Origin of the sequence: Halobellus ruber, from assembly GCF_014212355.1 — an archaeon.
GTDB lineage: Archaea > Halobacteriota > Halobacteria > Halobacteriales > Haloferacaceae > Haloquadratum > Haloquadratum rubrum.
On sequence record NZ_JACKXD010000004.1, the window covers coordinates 268,286 to 285,950 of the forward strand.

General features: G+C 66.1%; 15 protein-coding genes. 10 read left to right on the forward strand and 5 right to left on the reverse strand.

What is annotated here, in order from left to right; genetic code table 11:
- Positions 1-77: 77 nt before the first annotated feature.
- Both H5V44_RS12840 and H5V44_RS12845 read left to right on the forward strand, forming a co-directional pair.
- On the forward strand, positions 78-386 hold the full coding sequence (locus H5V44_RS12840) for a hypothetical protein (RefSeq protein ID WP_185193529.1): 309 nt from the start codon (positions 78-80) through the stop codon (positions 384-386).
- Between the two features lie 216 nt (positions 387-602).
- The gene (locus H5V44_RS12845) at positions 603-1,598 is read left to right on the forward strand and encodes a radical SAM protein (protein ID WP_185193530.1); all 996 of its coding nucleotides are present in this window, start codon (positions 603-605) and stop codon (positions 1,596-1,598) included.
- Positions 1,599-1,625: 27 nt separating this feature from the next.
- Here H5V44_RS12845 and H5V44_RS12850 read toward each other — a convergent pair whose 3' ends face one another.
- The 3 genes from H5V44_RS12850 to H5V44_RS12860 all read right to left on the reverse strand — a co-directional run bounded on the left by H5V44_RS12850 (position 1,626) and on the right by H5V44_RS12860 (position 4,366).
- On the reverse strand, positions 1,626-2,321 hold the full coding sequence (locus H5V44_RS12850; protein WP_185193531.1) for a hypothetical protein: 696 nt from the start codon (positions 2,319-2,321) through the stop codon (positions 1,626-1,628).
- Between the two features lie 127 nt (positions 2,322-2,448).
- Positions 2,449-2,964, reverse strand: coding sequence for a DUF3592 domain-containing protein (locus tag H5V44_RS12855; protein WP_185193532.1), 516 nt, complete (start codon positions 2,962-2,964; stop codon positions 2,449-2,451).
- Positions 2,965-4,147: 1,183 nt separating this feature from the next.
- On the reverse strand, positions 4,148-4,366 hold the full coding sequence (locus tag H5V44_RS12860; RefSeq protein ID WP_185193533.1) for a hypothetical protein: 219 nt from the start codon (positions 4,364-4,366) through the stop codon (positions 4,148-4,150).
- 223 nt (positions 4,367-4,589) lie between these two features.
- Between H5V44_RS12860 and H5V44_RS12865 the strand changes: the two genes are divergently transcribed.
- The 3 genes from H5V44_RS12865 to H5V44_RS12875 all read left to right on the forward strand — a co-directional run bounded on the left by H5V44_RS12865 (position 4,590) and on the right by H5V44_RS12875 (position 11,800).
- The gene (locus H5V44_RS12865) at positions 4,590-10,520 is read left to right on the forward strand and encodes a PKD domain-containing protein (RefSeq protein ID WP_394354541.1); all 5,931 of its coding nucleotides are present in this window, start codon (positions 4,590-4,592) and stop codon (positions 10,518-10,520) included.
- 179 nt (positions 10,521-10,699) lie between these two features.
- The gene (locus H5V44_RS12870; RefSeq protein WP_185193535.1) at positions 10,700-11,167 is read left to right on the forward strand and encodes a TRAM domain-containing protein; all 468 of its coding nucleotides are present in this window, start codon (positions 10,700-10,702) and stop codon (positions 11,165-11,167) included.
- Between the two features lie 75 nt (positions 11,168-11,242).
- Positions 11,243-11,800 carry a Tfx family DNA-binding protein gene (locus H5V44_RS12875; RefSeq protein WP_185193536.1) on the forward strand — a complete coding sequence of 186 codons (558 nt, stop codon included), beginning with the start codon at positions 11,243-11,245 and terminating at the stop codon, positions 11,798-11,800.
- 23 nt (positions 11,801-11,823) lie between these two features.
- Here H5V44_RS12875 and H5V44_RS12880 read toward each other — a convergent pair whose 3' ends face one another.
- Positions 11,824-12,924, reverse strand: a complete 1,101-nt coding sequence (locus H5V44_RS12880) for a mannose-1-phosphate guanylyltransferase (protein ID WP_185193537.1) — start codon at positions 12,922-12,924, stop codon at positions 11,824-11,826.
- Positions 12,924-13,217, reverse strand: a complete 294-nt coding sequence (locus H5V44_RS12885; protein ID WP_185193538.1) for a DUF7091 family protein — start codon at positions 13,215-13,217, stop codon at positions 12,924-12,926. The genes H5V44_RS12880 and H5V44_RS12885 overlap by 1 nt, the downstream gene beginning before the upstream one ends.
- 231 nt (positions 13,218-13,448) lie before the next feature.
- On the opposite strand from H5V44_RS12885, the gene H5V44_RS12890 reads away from it, so the two are divergent.
- The 5 genes from H5V44_RS12890 (at position 13,449) to H5V44_RS12910 (ending at position 17,664) form a co-directional block, all read left to right on the forward strand.
- Positions 13,449-14,378 carry a replication factor A gene (locus H5V44_RS12890; RefSeq protein ID WP_185193539.1) on the forward strand — a complete coding sequence of 310 codons (930 nt, stop codon included), beginning with the start codon at positions 13,449-13,451 and terminating at the stop codon, positions 14,376-14,378.
- Position 14,379: 1 nt separating this feature from the next.
- Positions 14,380-15,015 carry an RPA family protein gene (locus tag H5V44_RS12895; protein WP_185193540.1) on the forward strand — a complete coding sequence of 212 codons (636 nt, stop codon included), beginning with the start codon at positions 14,380-14,382 and terminating at the stop codon, positions 15,013-15,015.
- 172 nt (positions 15,016-15,187) lie between these two features.
- On the forward strand, positions 15,188-16,924 hold the full coding sequence (locus tag H5V44_RS12900) for an alpha/beta hydrolase (RefSeq protein WP_185193541.1): 1,737 nt from the start codon (positions 15,188-15,190) through the stop codon (positions 16,922-16,924).
- Between the two features lie 128 nt (positions 16,925-17,052).
- Positions 17,053-17,190 (forward strand): hypothetical protein, encoded by a 138-nt coding sequence (locus tag H5V44_RS12905; RefSeq protein ID WP_185193542.1) that lies wholly within the window; start codon positions 17,053-17,055, stop codon positions 17,188-17,190.
- 42 nt (positions 17,191-17,232) lie between these two features.
- Positions 17,233-17,664 (forward strand): ribbon-helix-helix protein, CopG family, encoded by a 432-nt coding sequence (locus H5V44_RS12910; protein WP_185193543.1) that lies wholly within the window; start codon positions 17,233-17,235, stop codon positions 17,662-17,664.
- The last annotated feature ends 1 nt before the right edge of the window (position 17,665 follow it).

Sequence of the window (17,665 nt, forward strand, 5' to 3'; positions counted from 1 at the left end):
ACAAGCAGTCAGTCCAGTTCCGTCCAGGTATGTAGCTCAGCCGAAAGCTTAATCTACCGTTTCAGATATCTTGTACTGTGCCTATTGAAAACATTGCCTGTGGCGAGTGTGGGACCACGATATCGTTCAATTTGGATTCCGACGTGGAGGAGTTCGGAACTGGAGATAACGGCATCGTCGTAAAAGAGAAGGGTAGTGGGGGTATCATTTCGTCGTCGAATTACACTAACACCGGAGTCGAAAGAAAGCGCTGTCCGAACTGTGACGATCAGTGGGTCAGTGTTCTAACAGCGGACGGATTCGCCGAGGCGAAAGAGGAACTCGGTATCGACGACAGTGAGGCGATAATCAAAATCGAGTTCGGAACGACGATCAGAAGCTCATAGCGGTTTCGACCCCCGGTGAGGGCGTTCTCACGGACCGTTACGTACAGTGATGGCGACGGCGAGATGGAAGCGGCCACGGGGGGATGAGGGAGACGGAAGTGTAACGATACCGCTTGATGAGGGTCTTCCATCGTACCCCCGATCGATTGTGCCACGGGCACCGCCGCCGCGAGTAGCACGACTTTTGAGTCTCGGGCGGTTACGGGGAAAGAGAGAATGATCTCGAAGGGCTGTGAGCAGTGCGCCAAGGGCGGCAAGATGGTGCTCTTCGTTTACGGGTACTGCGACCAGCGCGACTGCTTTTACTGCCCGCTCGGCGAGAACCGGAAGAACGTCACCGACGTCTACGCCAACGAGCGGTTAGTTGCGGACGACGAGGACGTCATCGAAGAAGCTCACCGGATGGACGCGTTGGGGACCTCGATCACCGGCGGCGAACCCCAGGAGGCGATGGCGAAGACGACGCGGTACCTCTCGCTTCTGAAAGACGAGTTCGGCGCCGAGCACCACACCCACCTCTACACCGGGATCACCGGCGGCCGGGAGAACATGCGCCGGCTCTCGGAGGCCGGCCTCGACGAGATCCGGTTTCACCCGCCGTACGAACTGTGGGGGGACCTCCACGGCACCGAGTGGGAGGAGATTCTGTATATCGCCCGCGAGGAGGGGCTCACGCCCGCCTTCGAGATCCCCGGCATCCGCGCCGAAGAGGAGTTCCTCGAGTTCTTAGACGAGGGGGCCGCGGAGTTCTGCAACGTCAACGAGTTCGAGATGAGCGACGGCAACTACCGCCGGATGCAGGAGCAGGGCTACGAACTTCAGGACGGCCATATGTCCGCCGTCGAGGGCTCGAAGGAGGAGATCCTCGCGTCGATGGGCGACCACGAGCGGGTGTACTTCTGCACCTCCGTGTTCAAGGACGCCGCCCAGCACCGCAACCGGCTCAAGCGGATGGCGCGCAACGTCCGCCGGCCCTTCGACGAGGTGACCGACGACGGCACGCTCGTCTACGGCAAGACCTGGGTCCCCCCCGAGGAACTCGACGCCCTGGGCGTCCCCGAGGAGTTCTACACGGTCAAATCCGAGCACGTCGAGGTCGCGTGGTGGCTCTTAGAGGAGATGGTCGAGGACGGCGACGTCCCCGAGGGCGAACTCGTCGAGCAGTACCCCACCGTCGACGGGACCGTCGTCGAGCGGACGCCGCTGGCCTGATCCGTCAGACGAGAGTCGATCGCGCCGCTACTGCGACCGGCGGACCCGGCGGGACCGTCCCCGCGTCAGTGCCGCATAGAGGCTGGGTACCACCGCAACCGCGATCCCCGCAAGCAGCCACTCCCCGAGCGGACCGCCGCGAACGACCCCCACACCGACGATCCCGAGGCCGACGACGCCGCCGGTCGCAACGACGAGCCGTTCTGTCCGGGCATCGACGTCGACGCCGCGTTCGCCTCCGTAGAGTGCTGCCGCCAGCCCCGTACCCCCGCCGGCGGCGACGCCGACCGGGATCCGGTCGATCGCGAGTCCGGCGACGAGCAGCAGGAGCCCCGCGGCGGCACCGACAACGACCGTTGTCCGGGGCGTCACGGGGTTGAGGCCCGCGTCGAAGCGCGTCGCGTAGGCCGCGGCGGGCGCACCGAGCACCAGCGCCACGAGCGCGGCCGACAGGAGGCCGCCCGGCGTGGGATCGCCGACAAAGACGCCGAGTCCGCCGGCGGCCGCGACGACCGCGCCGGCCGCGAGCAGCCACCGCGGGGGGAGCGTCGCCGCGGGGTCGTCGTCGCGGAGAATCCCGAAGGCGACGAACGGGTAGGAGACGGCCGCCCCGACGACCGCCGTGGCGTAGAGTCCCCAGCCGAGAACGGCGCCGGTCACCAGCACGGAGACGCCGAGCACGACGCCGGTGAGAACGGCAAACTCGGGGACACGCCGGCTCATACCGAACCGAGGAGCGAGACGGACGAAAACGTTGCGATGGCGCCGATGCCGGCGGCGCGTGCCGGACCCAACGGGGGCGTCAATACCGATTTCGTGTGATCGTGCCGCTAACTGAACTCGCAGGCACTCAGAGAACGACCACCGAAGCAGCGAGCGCAGCAACCCCGACGACCATCATCAACCCGCCGACGCCGACGATCGCGAGGTTCCGGACGGTGTTCGTTTCCCGCTCCAAGAACCCCTCTCCCGGTGCGTCCGGGTCGACGTACGCAGTCACGGTCTGTCCTTCGTCGTACTCCTCGAGGTGCGAGCGCGCCCCGGACTCGTCGGGGTACCGGACCGTCGTATCCGCTCCCGCCGACGGCGGTTCGACGTTATCCGAAGTGTACTCGTCGCCCTCGAACGCGTACTCGAAGGTGACCCGCGGTGCGTACTCGGTTCGCGTGGTCCGCGGACCAGCTTCGTTCTCATCGGTCGCCTGCTGGGTCTCGGTGACCCCGAGGTCGGTTATCTCCGCCTGTACCTCGACCGCGTCGCCGACTCGCTCCTGTTCGTCCGTATGTGACTGCCATCCGTTCCACGCGATGACGGCCCCCAGGCCCGTCCAGAGCAACGATCCGATTGCTGGTCCGAATGACACCATCTCACTTCCTGTAACTGATTCATCAATTTATGGGTTTTCCCGGTCACGGAGTCGTCACGCCCCGTGAGCGGCTAGCTCGTGTAGTTTGGGAGTCGCGTCGGGAACGACGCCGACCCGATTCCGACAGTAACGATGACAGACATATCAGCTGATCACGACAGTCCACGATACCTCACGGCGACGGTGACTGTCGACCGGTGGACATTATGCGGGAGTGCCCTTCGGCCACCGCGGGTGGGTGCGCGTTCGAGCAGAGCCGGAGCAGTCCCGATGGACGACACCGGTTCGAACAGTCAATTGCGGGAACAAACGGTCGGTGGCGACGGAACCGTATATTGGACGGCAACTCCGGTCGCGATCGGAACTGGATGGTCTCGCTCACGGCCGCGAGTTGGTCACGTGGCTGTTTGTTGTCACGCCACGGTTGTGGCCGTCCACACACAACCACATAGCTTTCTTTATCCGAGCTTCCTGCGGCGATAGTATGTACCAGAAGTAGTAACAGTCGCCACGGAACCCCGGTCCGGATGGTGAATCTACTGGGGTAGCCCGTCGCGGGGCGTCTGACACCCGGAGCTCGCAGCGAGGTGGGGACTTACAGCGGGAGATTCTCTCGACTCCGGTCCGTGTTGCGGAGCACACTGACCGGTCGCTTCTGAGCTTCTCAACGGCAAAAGTATCGAAAATAAAATATACACACAGCAAGACCTGAGAGTTCGGAATCACACGCGTCTTGACACGAACGATCGCAGTCGCCGTCGGTACTCTCACGCAGCACGTATCGCTCAGCCCAGTTTTTCGATCCGCAGTTCGGGCAGCAGATCCGTCAACTAGGGGGATCGACCCCGGTGGGTACGATGGGTGAATCCTCGGGGGCTAGCCGGATTCGAGCGATCATCCTGACCGCGCTGGTGGTAGTCTCGATGGTCGTTACGTCGGCCCCGATGGGAGTCGCGTCGGCCGCCGTTGACGATGGACCGGCTGAACCCGACGACTCATCAATGTCTCCGCACCCACAACCGGTGCGGAACAGCGAGTCGACCGACAGAGACGGTAGCTCCCGGTCGGACACGACCGGAACGGCCGATATGGATGTCAGCGGAAGCGACACTGCCGGGAAAGCGAACGCACAGAGCGATACGATAGTCGTTGATCCGGACGATCCGGACGCGTACGACACGATTCAGGCCGCGGTGGACGCCGCGACCGACGGGCAGCGGATCGAGGTGCGGGACGGGGAGTACGAGGGAACGGTGACGCTCAACAAAACCGTGACCCTCGTCGCGACGGGATCGGTGACGCTCTCGGGGTCGGCAAACGGATCCAGTTCTGTGATCGAGGTGCCGGCCGGGAGCAATGCTGCGCCGACTGTCGACGGGTTCAGGATTACGGAAGCAGACATTGGTTTCAGGGCGAACGACACGGCATCGGCTTGGACCGTTCGGAACACCACATTCGTAACCGAGGTTTTTGCAATCAACGCTAAGCGGAGTAACGGGAGGTGGGCAGTTCGTGACACACAGGTGACTGTTTCGGGTAGTGCCCCAGTCGGCATCGATGCATCTAGCAGCGGCGGCGACTGGACTGTTACGAATCTCACCGGGGATGTTGACCAAGGAACGGGTGTGAACGCCTTCGAGTCGAGTGGCAACTGGATCGTGCGTGATAGTGATTTCCGAGATATAAACACAGCAATTGGGGCGGTCGGGACGGAAGGACGCTGGTCCGTCGATGGAGCCACCATACGGAACGCCAGTGGGACCGGTATCGACGCGTACGCAGCGACGGCAGCGTGGACCGTTCGCGATACGACGATCACAGATGCTCGGAACTACGGTATCAATACGCCTTTTTCCGCGGGAGACTGGGTCGTCGAGAACACGAGCATAAAAAATACCGAGGACGGTATTTTGGCGTCGTTTTCCACCGGAAACTGGACGATCCGGAATAGCGACGTACAACTCCCATCGGGATCGTTCAGCGCAGTCGATGCTTCTTTTTCCGAAGGTGCGTGGACGATTCGCAACAGCACACTTAGTGCCGACGCAGTTGCGGTCTACGCGCCCGAAAGTACCGGTAGGTTCGATATCCGATCGAGCACGGTCAAAGGGTCGAACTTCGGGATCAACGTCCGGGCTACGACATCTGATTGGGTGATTGATAATACGAAAATTACAAATAATGCGGAAAGCGGAATCATTGCGCTCGATGCGGACGGTGACTGGCGCGTCGAAGATAGTGTAATTCGAGGGAACCGCGTTGGAATCAACGCCACGCGGACCGGTAATTCGTGGACGGTATCTGATACATCAGTCACTAATAACGCTGATCGCGGTATCGACGCGGAGGACGCAAGCGGCAACTGGAACATCGAGTCGACCGAAATTACGGACAACAGCGTCGGTATTCGAGCATCGAACGTCGAAACGTCGTGGGGCGTCAACGGATCGATCATCACCGCCAACGAAGATCACGGCATCAACGCGAACGACTCTGAGACGACCGGCGATGCCACCGACAACTGGTGGGGCCAGGAATCCGGCCCCACCGACTCGCAGTGTGTCGGGAACGTCAACTGTGGTACCCCGCTCAATTCGACGCCGACCGCCGGTGCGCCACCCGATGTCGGACCGATATCCGAGGAAGCTGAGGACGGCACGCCGGACCCGGTTTTCAACCTTTCCCCACAACCGGCAAACGCGAGCGAACAACTGACGTTCGACGCGACGGTCTCCGGGGACGACACGATCGAGTCCTACGAGTGGGATCTCGGCGACGGGACGACCGCGTCCGGCGGCGTCGTCAACCACACCTACGAGTCTCCGGGCAACTACACGGTCAACCTCACCGTCACCGACGCGTCGGGGAGGACCAACAGTACGGAGCGCGTGATCCCGGTCGGCCCCGCGACGCCCACCGCAGCGTTCGACTACCGACCGAAACCACAGAACGCGACGCGCCCTGTCGCGTTCAACGCCTCCACCTCGACGGCCCCGAACAGCAACATCACGTCCTACGAGTGGGAGTTCGGCGACAACGAGACCGGAACCGGTGAAACGATCAACCACACGTACTTCGATCCGGGGAACTACACGGTCAACCTGACCGTCACGAGCGCGAACGGCGGCGTCAACAGTACGAACCGGACCGTCGAGATCCTGCCCAGCGACGCGCTCGTCGTCGACGTCGGCAACGAGACGGCGCCGTATCAGCGGATTGACGCGGCAGTCGCCAACGCCAGCGACGGCGACCGCGTGCTGGTTCGTTCCGGTACCTACAACGACAGCGACGGCCGAATTACCCTCGACACGAACATCACCGTCGTTGCTCCCGACGGTGCGGTCGTCGCCCGGAGCGGGCGCTCGCTGTCGGCCGCGTTCGAGATCGGGCCGAACGTAACCACGACGATCCGCAATTTCACGGTTCGCGACTTCGGGACTGCGGTCGAGGCGTCGAACACCGGCGCCGACTGGAGGGTCGTCGGGCTGACGACCGTCGAGACGCCGACCGCGGTCAACGCGTTCGAGTCAGCCGGCGACTGGCGCATTACCGACCTCGACGCCCGGCTGAACGATCGCTACGACGCGACTGCGATCAACGCGCGCGGCTCGGACGGAAACTGGGCCGTCACGGAAAGTGCCGTCGCAAACGTGAGCGCCGGACTCGTCGCCGCCGACACGACCGGAAACTGGAGCGTCTCGAACCTCTCGGTCAGCTCGGCGACGACCGGCATCGACGCCGGCGGATCCGACGGCGCGTGGCGCGTTGACGCCGTTGAGATAACCGACGCGAGTACCCCGCTGCTCGCCCCCGACACCTCCGGCGACTGGCGGATCGACGACGCGACGGTCTCGGACTCGGGCGGCCTCGTCGTCCGACGGAGCGGCGGCGACTGGTCGATCCGGAACAGCACCCTCGGGAGGACGGAAGGCGTTCGGGCTGCGGGAACCACCGGCAACTGGTCGGTCGCCAACACCACGATCCGCAACGGCGGTCCCGTAGCCGTTTCGGCGACCGACGCGGACGGCGATTGGACGGTGACGAACGTCTCCATCGAGGGACACGAACACGGTATCGACGCTACCGGTGCGACCGGTTCGTGGCGGCTCACCGAGACACGGATCTCCGACAGCACCGACGCCGGAATCGTTGCCGACAGTACAACCGAACAGTGGCGCATCACCGGAACCCGCGTCTCCAACAGTACGGGGGCCGGTGTCCTCGCCGACGGTGCGGCGACCAGTTGGTCCATCTCCGACAGCCGACTGAACTCGAACGACGTCGGCGTGAGTGCGCGGAACACCGGGGGTAACTGGACGCTCCTGAACGTCTCGATTGCCGACACCGCTACCGTCGGCCTCCGTGCTGACGGCGCGGCGGGCGACTGGCTGGTCTCGGACGCGTCCGACATCAGCGGCGGTTCCGTCGGGGTTCGCGCCGTCGGGACGACCGGCGACTGGGGGATCCATCGGACGAACCTGACCTCGAACGGCGTAGACGTGAACGCGACCGGTGGTGCGCCCGAGGGGAACGCCAGGCGCAACTACTGGGGTTCCGACGGCGCGGCTGACGCCGACTGCGTCGGCAACGTCACGTGTGCGAACCCGCTCGAAGCGCCGGCGGGCGGCTTCCAGACCGGATTCGACGTCCGCGTGTTCGGAACGGACGGGACTGCGCTCGACGGTGCCGAGGTGTACGTTTACGAGCGTGGAACCGCCGACCCGGTGACGGTTCGGACCTGGGACCCCCGGAAGGAGACGTCGGTCCCCGGCGGCGCGACGCAGGACGCGCTCGTCGGCGAGGAGGGACTCGTCCGGTTCAACGGGCTCTCGGAACGCGAGTACTGTCTGCTGGTCGTCCCGCAAGCGGACAGTTCGGCCGGACCCGCCGGGCGCTGCGTCCCGGCGACCGAGGACGTGTTGACCGACCAGCGGTTCGTCCTGACGCCGCCGACGGATCCGACGACCGCGACGGACTGGCCACAGTTCCAGGCGGACCGACGAAACACCGGGTACGCCGACGCGGAGGGTCCGCGGACGCTCCCGATCGTTCTGTGGAACGAGTCGATCAACGGGCCAGCCTACAGCGCCCCGATCGTTGCGAACGGCACCGTCTACGTCGCCGTCGAGGAGACGCTCTACGCGTTCGATGCCGACACGGGCACCCAGAAGTGGACGTTCGAGTCCCCGACGGGGGGCAATGTCTCGAACGGACCCGCAGCGGCCAACGGGACGGTATACTTCCGCGTCGGTCCAGAACTCTATGCGCTGGCTGCCGCCGACGGCGACCGACGGTGGACTGCCACCGTTCCGAACGGTCTGGGCGGCACGTGGCCGCGTGCGTCGGTTACCGTCGCGGAGGGGACAGTGATCGTGCCGGTCACTCGCGGCGACGGCGACGGCGGGATGGTCGCGTACGACGCCGAGACCGGCGACCGAACCTGGATCCAGCGGTTCGAGGGCCGCGGCGTCGTCAACGTTCGCACGACCCCTGCCGTCGACAACGGGACCGTCTACGGCGGAGCGATCGCGAACGCCGGCGGACTCTCCCTGGCGCAATCGGCCGGCAAGGGCAGCGGCGCCGGCACCGGCTCGAAGCCGGACTACCCCAGCCTGGGAATCGCCTCGAAGTTCATCTCGATAGAGAATCTCGCCACGACGTACGCACTCGACTTCGAAACCGGCGAGGTCGAGTGGACGTACGCCGGACAGTTCAACGCCATTAGCGGCATTACTGTCGGCGACGGACGGGTGTATGCACCCAGGAAGTCGGGAACGGGGGCTCAGATCGTGATGTTGGGGCCTCGGAGCGGTGACCGGTTGAAATCCGTCAGCGAGGAGGGGCTGCTGAGGCGAGACTCCTTTACCGGCATCCTCAACTCCCCGGCGCTCCGGAACGGGCGGCTCTATATTGCGGATGGTGACGGACTCAACGCGCTCTCGCCGGACAACTCGACCGGTATCTCCCAGGTCGACATCGATGACGGTGAGTACGGTGAGGTCGAGTGGGACCGCGCGACGAAAGGCGCGCACGTCGGATCGCCGGCGCTCACCGAACACAGCGTCTTCAGCACCAAAGTAGCCCTCTTCGAGATCAACGAGACGCCCGGAGCGGTCGTCGGCCGAAACAGATCGACCGGGGCGGAGCGGTGGCGCTACGACCTGTCCGGCCGGACGCTGAGTTCCCCTGCGGTGTCAGGTAACGCAGTGTACGTGGCTACTGCCGGTGGCCCCGAAGCGACGAACCCGCGAGTTCACGCAGTCGGCGAGGCCTTCGCACTTCCGGCGGACGAACTGCACAACGACAGCGAGGGCGCCGGATACATCGGACACGTCCAACCCGATCCCGTCGGCGAGGCCTCGCCCGACGATCCCACCGTTACAGCCCTCATTACACGGCCGAGCGGCCCATCGGTCGACACGATTGACGGGGAGACGGTCTACTACGAGACGGCGACGTTCACCGGCGAGGCCGACCAGTCCATTAGCGCCGTTATGCAGGACGACGTGAGTCGCGGACAGCGACTCGACGCGTTCGACGGAAGCCGGCTGACGCTCGTCGGCCCGGACGGGAGCGTCGTTGCGACCGACGAAATCGACGAGGACGCGCCGTCGGTCACCGCCACACTCCCACGGAACGGCGTCTACACCCTCGTCCTGTCCAACACCGGCTTGGCCCGAATATCAGGCAGGGAAGCCAGCTACGATCTGCTGCTGGAGTCACCGTCCGCGTCCCGCGAACGCGTGGAAAGCGACGGCAACTCGGTCGAACTGAACGTCCGGAACGCCGAATCGGGAGAGGAGGTCACCGCATCAGTTCCCGACTCGGTCAGCCCGCGGGTGGAGTCGGTCTCAGTGACGTTCGCGAACGAGACCGCAGCCGGGACGTTCGAGGTGAACACGACCACGACCCGTCCGAGCGGTACACCACCAGTCCCCGACGGAACCGAACCCGCCTACCTCCGGGTCGATCACGAGGGCGTCCCGGACAGCGATATCGGCTCCGGCGAGATCACGATCGAACTACCTAAAGCCGAAGTCAACGACACGGGTAATGTCACCGTCTACCGTTATCAGGACGAGTGGCAGGAACTGAGTACCTCGCTGGTCGGCGAGACAAGTGATACGTACCGGTTCGAGGTAACGACCCCGGGGTACTCCACGTTCGCCATCGTCACCGGCGAGTCACTGGTCTCCGATTTCCAGACCGAAACTGACGGGAGCGGAGGTGATGACACCGGCGGCGGGATACAGGACGTCGCCGACGGGGGAGACGATGACTCCGACAGCGGGCTGACGGTCAACCTGACCGACTCGACGGCGACCCCGTCACCGGAATCGACGACCCAACCTCCGGAGCCGACGGACACGCCACAGCCGACGGTCACACGGTCGGACGCGACTGAAACCGTCACCGGACGCGACACTCCGACGACGACCGCGACGGCGGCCGAAGGAGAACGCACGGAGTCGATCGGCGCCGTTTCCGGGTTCGGACTGGTAGTCCCGGTGATCGCACTGCTGGCGGCGGCGCTTCTGGCGGGCCGCCGTGACTGAGGACGGGGGCCGCCCGTTTGCTCGGTTCCCGCCGTGACTGAGGACAGCGAAGCCGGGGATCGGGTAGAGCCACCATCGACGGGCGGCGATCCGCGACACCCGTCGCCGGCTACCGCTCCCCAGACACCGCCGTTCGCAAACCCACAAGCGTTTAGACACGCCGCGGAGTAGGTTCGGTTATGTCCGACTGTCCGCTCGCCGACGACTGCCCCAGGTACTCCGAGCGAATCAGCGGGATGGGGTGTCAGTACTACGGCGACCGCGGGGGTGCCGAGTGGTGCAACTCCTACGATCAGCCGATCGAGGACCTCAAGGCACAGCCCGTCAAACCCGGCGAGGAGGTGGTCGTCGAGGTCGACGACATCCACGAGAGCGGAGCGGGCGTCGGCCGGACCGACGACGGGTTCATCGTGCTCATCGACGGCCTGCTGCCGACGACCCGGGCGGTCGTCCGGATCGACCGGGTGAAGTCGAACCACGCGACCGCAAAGAAGGTTGTCGAGCGCCTCCCGATGGAGGACGACGAGGCGGAGGGCGACGCCGACGGGGACGACGCCGACGACGGGGACCGACGGGGTGACGACGGCCGCGGCGGCCGGGATCGCTCGACCGCGCTCGGCAGCCGCGACAACTTCTGGGGCGGGTAGTCGCCCCGTCGGACGGGCACGACGGACAGTCGACCTGTGGCACCTTTTTTGCCGGTGCGGACCCACGAGCGGACAATGACAAACGCCGAACGGGACGGAAGCGACGCGCCGGCGTCGGAGGGCGGTGATCCCGGCGGTCCGTCGGCGGTCGACGACGCCGAGGCGGAAGCGGATCCCGCCGACGCCGACGAGGCGCTCTCGGCCGTCGGGTTCGACGCCGACGAGAGCGTGTTGACTCGGCGACAGGCCGAGGTGCTGGTGCTGCGGGAACGCGGGATCCGACAGTCCCGGATCGCGTCGATGCTGGGGACGTCCCGCGCCAACGTGTCGAGCATCGAGTCCAGCGCCCGCCGGAACGTGGAGAAGGCCAGGGAAACCGTGGCGTTCGCGGAGGCGCTGACCGCGCCGGTACGGATCCCCGTCCAGGGCGGGACCGACCTCTACGACGTCCCGAAGCAGGTGTACGACGCCTGCGACGAGGCGGGCGTGAAGGTGAACCGCACCGCACCGGAGCTGATGAAAGTGGTCTCTGACGCCGCTGGCGACGCCATCCAGGGCCGGGAGGTGCGGGAGTCGCTCCTGGTCGGCGTGACGACCGACGGCAAGGTTCAGGTGCGGCGCTCCGACGGCTGACCTTCGCGGACGGCGACCCCGGGTCAGAACTCCCCGCGGTCCTCCAGCCGGCGGACAAGCCGCTTGACGTCCTGGGCCCGCTCCTTCGGGACGACGAGCACCCGGTCGTCCCACGCGACCACAGCGAGCCCGGAGACGCCGACCACGGAGACGTGGGCGTCGTCGGCCGCGACGACGTTGTCCGCCGCCTCGAGCGCCCGCAGCGTGACGCCCTCGGTGGCGGCATTCCCGTCCGCGTCGGCGTCGAGCACCCGGTCGAGGGCGTCCCAGGCGCCGACGTCGTCCCACGGGAAGGCGGCCGGCACGACGGCGACGTCGGCGGCGGATTCAAGCACCGCATAATCGACGCTCACGGGGTCGACCGACTCGAACGCCGCGGCCACCTCGGCGTCGTCGCCCGACCGGAGCGCGTCGACGAGCGGCGAAAGCGGCGGCGCGTCGGCCGCAGCCAGGAACACCTCCGGGCGCCACGCGAACAGCCCGGCGTTCCAGTAGTGGCCCGCGGCGACGTAGGACTCTGCGGTCTCCGCATCGGGCTTCTCGTGGAACGACGCGACCGGGTACCACTCGGCGTCGGTCGCAGGAGGGACCCCGTCCTCGACCGTTCCGGGTGCTTCCCCGGCCTCGATGTACCCGTAGCCGGTCTCCGGCCGCGTCGGTTCGACGCCGAACGTCACCAGCCGGTCGGTTTCGGCCGCGACGGCGACGCCCCGCCGGACCGCGGGGGCGAACCCCGCCGTTTCCCCGTTGGACTCGCCGATCAGGTGGTCGCTCGGGAGCACGAGCGCGACGGCGTCGTCGTACCGCTCGCCGATCCAGTGCGTGGCGTACAGGAGCGCCGGCCCGGTGTCGCGGCCGGCGGGTTCGACCAGCACCTCGGCGTCCGGAACCCGTTCGGCCACGCCCGCGGCGTACGACTCGCGGGTGAGCACGACCACGCTGTCCGCGACCGTTCGGGCACGGTCGACGGTGCGTTCGAGCAGCGACGCCGAGCGCAAAAGCGACAGGAACTGCTTCGGCCTGTCCGACCGACTGGCGGGGTAGAGCCGCGACCCCGTGCCGCCCGCGAGCACGACGGCGACGACCGTGGGGCCGGCCCCGGAACCCGGATCGGGACCGGCCATCACCACGTCTCCACGATCCCGTCGCGGACGTCCTCGAGACACCCCTCGCAGTCGGGGTGTCCCGCCTTGAAACACGCCGGGCGGCCGTCGTCGTCGATCGCGACCGCCCGCCGGTCGGCGTGGCGGCGGCAGACGAGTCGCGCCCGCCCCTCGTCGTCGCGGGGCAGCGACGCGACGGCGTCGTCCCCGCTGTCGCCGTCGCGGCCCTCGCGGTAGGCGTCGCGGGCGCGGGCGTACTGCCGGCCCGCCTCCCGGAACTTCCGTCTGAGCAGGCCTTCGAGACGCTCGTCCATCGCCCCGGACTTGGGGCGGCGATCGGTATAGATCCGTTGGTGGCGCCGGTCGGCCCCGACCGCCAGGTTTTCGCCGGGAGAGCCTCGCCAGACGAGCCAACGCGCTCCCGCGGAGGGGCACCGGCGCCGCCCCGCGGTTTCACTTTCACCCCGGTTACGACAGTTTATTACTGATGGCGAACCAACGTCTGTGTGCCTCCCAACGAAAACCAAGGCGGAGGCGAGCCCACCATGTCAGACCTGCGAACCCACGCAGCGGAGATTGCCGAACAGTTCTCGGACCACCTGGACGTGACCGACGAGGAGGTCGAAGAGCGGCTTCGGAACCTCGTCGAGGAGTACCGCGTGCCCGTCGAGGAGGCGCGGCGCTCGGTCGTCAACAGCTACCTCGACGAGGCCGGCCTCGAACGCGAGGAACTCGGCCGCGGCGGCAACGAGAAGGTCCGCCTCGCTGACATCGACCAGGACGAACAGTGGATCGACGCCACCGCGAAGGTCGTCGAACTCTGGGAGCCCCGCAGCGACTCGGTCGCACAGGTGGGGCTCCTCGGCGACGAGTCCGGCCGGACCAAGTTCATCGCCTTCGAGACCTCCGACCTCCCCGAACTCGAGGAGGGCGCGGTCTACCGCCTCGGTAACCTCGTCACCGACGAGTACCAGGGCGACTTCTCGGTGAAGCTCAACCGCACGACCTCGATCGAGAAGGTCGACGAGGATATCGAGGTCGGCAACGACGCCGTCACCGTTGAGGGCGCCTTAGTCGACATCCAGTCGGGCAGCGGCCTGATCAAGCGGTGCCCCGAGGAGGGTTGCACCCGGGTGCTCCAGAACGGCCGGTGTTCCGAGCACGGCGACGTCGACGGCGAGTTCGACCTCCGGATCAAGGGGGTGCTCGACGACGGCGAGACCGTCCACGAGACCATCTTCGGCCGGGAGACCACCGAGGAACTCACGGGTATCACCCTCGAGGAGGCCCAGCAGATGGCGAAGGACGCCCTCGACACCACCGTCGTCGTCGAGGAGATGCGCGAGGACCTGCTCGGGACGTACTACCGGATTTCGGGCCCCGAACTCGGCCGGTACGTCCTCGCCGACGAGGTCGAACGGCTCGCCGAACCGGCGGATCCCGAAGCGGTCCTGATCAAAGCGAGGTCGATCTGAGATGAGTTCCAATGAGATTCCGACCCGAGAGGTCGCACGGCGTGTGTTCGCAGACGAGTTCAATGACGCGACGTTCAGCTTCAAGGAGTCCGACGACGACCGCGCGCCGGTGTACGCCCTGCTTCCGACGGGGGAGAAGGTCAACCGCGTGTTCTTCGTCGGCACCCTAACCGAGAAGGAGGACGTCGGCGAGGACAACGAGTACTGGCGCGGTCGCATCGTCGACCCGACGGGCACGTTCTTCGTGTACGCCGGCCAGTACCAGCCCGAAGCCACGAGTACGCTTCGGGACCTCGAACCCCCGGCGTACGTCGCGGTCGTGGGCAAGCCCCGCACCTACGAGACCGACGACGGCACGGTCAACGTCTCGGTCCGCCCCGAGTCGATCCAGGTCGTCGACGCCGCCACCCGCGACCGGTGGGTGGTCGAGACCGCCGAGCGCACCATCGACCGGGTCAGCGCCTTCGAGGACGAGGGCAACGAGTACGGCCGGATGGCGCGTGAGGAGTACGACATCCCGGTCGAGCGGTACGTCGAGTCGACCGTGTCGGCGCTGGAGAGCGTCGAGGAGTCCGACGGCGACGAACTCGGCGTCGGCGGCGCGGGTTCCGGGGCGGACCTCCAGCCCGAGCCATAGTCGGCGCTACGACCGGCCCGGTCACGGTCGTCCCGACCGCCACCGGGTAGCGGCGCCCCGACGGGAAGCGGTAGACGCTCGTATTCGGTTCCCGAATTATCTTTCAAACCGTATTAAATTTCACTACGCTTTTTGCCACAAGTTATTTTACGCACTTCCGAACATACGGGGTATGCACAGACGACACGCTGTATTGATTATCGCCGTGCTGATGGTAGTCGCCGGGGGGTTGGTGGCGGCCGCCGTCCAGACCAACGGCGGCCAGGTCGAGGTGAAGGAGGTCCGGTTCGCCGGACCCGACGGGCAGACCGTCGAAGGCGACCTGTACATTCCGCCCGGGGCGACCGACGAGAACCCTGCACCCGGGGTGGTGGCGACACACGGGTACATCAACTCCAAGGAGACGCAGTCGCCGTTCGCCATCGAGTTCGCCAGGCGAGGAATGGTCGTGCTCGCGATCGACCAGACCGGCCACGGCTACTCCGACCCGCCGGCGTTCGGCGCCGGGTTCGGCGGCCCACCGGCGCTGTCGTATATGCAGTCGCTGTCGTTCGTCGACGACGATAATATCGGGCTCGAGGGCCACTCGATGGGTGGATGGGCGAGTGTCGCGGCCGCTGCCACCTACCCCGAGGGGTACGAGTCGGTCACGCTCGTGGGGTCTTCGACGGCCTCGTTCCCGGGCGTGCCGGAGGGCAACACCGAATTCCCGCGGAACACGGCAGTCGTGTTCAGCGAGTACGACGAGTTCTCGATGCTGATGTGGGGGATTCCACACGCCTCCGACGTCGAGCGAAGCGAGAAGCTCCAAGGGCTCTTCGGTACCGACGACCCGATCGAGGAGGGCCGCACCTACGGGAGTATCGAGGATGGGACCGCACGCCAACTCTACACGCCGGCGACCACCCACCCCGGCGATCACCTCTCGACGACGGCAGTTGGCGACGCGATCGAGTGGCAGCAGCGGACGCTTGATGGGACCGACGACCGACCCCCAGGCGATCAGATCTGGTGGGTGAAGGAGCTCGCGACGTTGGTGTCGCTTCTCGGCGGTGTGCTGTTTCTGTTCCCGTTCGGCGCGACGCTCCTCTCGGACCGGCGTCTCGGCACCGCCGTTCGGGATCGGCCTGCAGCGGCGGGCGCAACGGGGATCAGCCGGTATCTCACTTTCGCGCTCGCGGCAATCATCCCTGTGGCGACCTACCTGCCGTTGAACCTGCTCGGACAGAACAGCATCAGCCCGTCGTGGCTGTTCCCCCAGCAGATCACGAACGGCGTCCTGGTGTGGGCAGTGGCGAACGCGGCCATCATTGTCGGCCTCTTCGGGGTGTGGCACCTGGTCGACAACCGGGGGACGAGCCGTGAGCGGTACGGCTTCGATGCTGACGGTCCGCGAACGGTTGCCGCCTCCGCCGCCGCGGCGGTGGCCGTCGTCGGTACTTTCTATCTCCTCCTGGCGGGGGTCGGCTATCTGTTCGGGACCGACTTCCGGTTCTGGGTGTTCGCGGTCAAGCTCCCCTCCACACTCCAACTCGGCATCGTCTTCCGGTATCTCTTGCCGCTCACGCTGTTCTTCCTGGCGTTCGAGCTGCTGTTGAACGGCCAGCTCCGGACCGACGGCGACGGGTTCGGGCGTGCGTTCGCGACCAACTGGGTCGCCGCCGTCGGCGGGTTCGTCGCCTTCCTGGCGGTCCAGTACGGCGTGCTGCTGTCGGGGCAGCCGCTCCCGTTCGGCGAGCCGCTGCTGACGATCGTCGCGTTCCAGTTCGTTGCGGTCCTCACCATCGCGACTGCGGTATCGACGTACTTTTTCCGGAAGACCGGCCGCGTCTGGACCGGGGCGTTCGTCAACGCCCTCCTGGTGACGACGATCCTCGTCGCCGGCACAGCCACCCACGTGCCGCTGTAGCCGGACCCGACACAGACGGGTCGGCGCCGGATCACTCGCCCGTTGGCGGAACCACCAGACGTGAGTTCGACCGGATTTTGAGTTATGCCCGGTCTTATGCCGGCTTCCGCCCTATTTGTCGAGTGGGTATGTTGCAGACGCTCCGCCCCGCCGACGCCGCCCTCCGACGGCCGGCCCCGCTGACGCTCAGAAGCATCGCGGCCACGACGGGTTTGCTCCTCGCGATCGCGGGTGTCGTCGCGATCGTTTCGTCCCTCGGCGTCTGACGAAACGTTAAGTGCACTCGCGGACGATGTCCGTACAAGACAATGGGCAACAAGAACAAGACCATCTCGTTCCGCGTCAACGAGGACGCGTTCGAGACACTCCGCGAGATCGCCGAGGAGCGCGACATCTCCCTGTCGGCGGTGTTCCGCGACTACGTCGACACGCTCGTTGCCCACGACGGCCAGGTCGAGGCCGTCCCCGAACACGAACTCGAACAGCTCCGCAGCGACGACGACGCCGAGCCGTTCCCGCCCACGGTCGAGGTGCCCAAGAGCTTCGTTCGGGAACACGAGCGGCTCGAACTCGAAGCCGAACACCTCCGGGAGCAGTTGGAGGAACACAAGGAGTACGTCACCTACCTCCAGGAACGGCTCGAAGCCGACGACGAGGAGATCATCCACCTGGAGGATCTCGATCGCGACGACGACGAGGCCGTCCGACTCGGGTCGGACGACGGTACGTCGTACCGGTAGT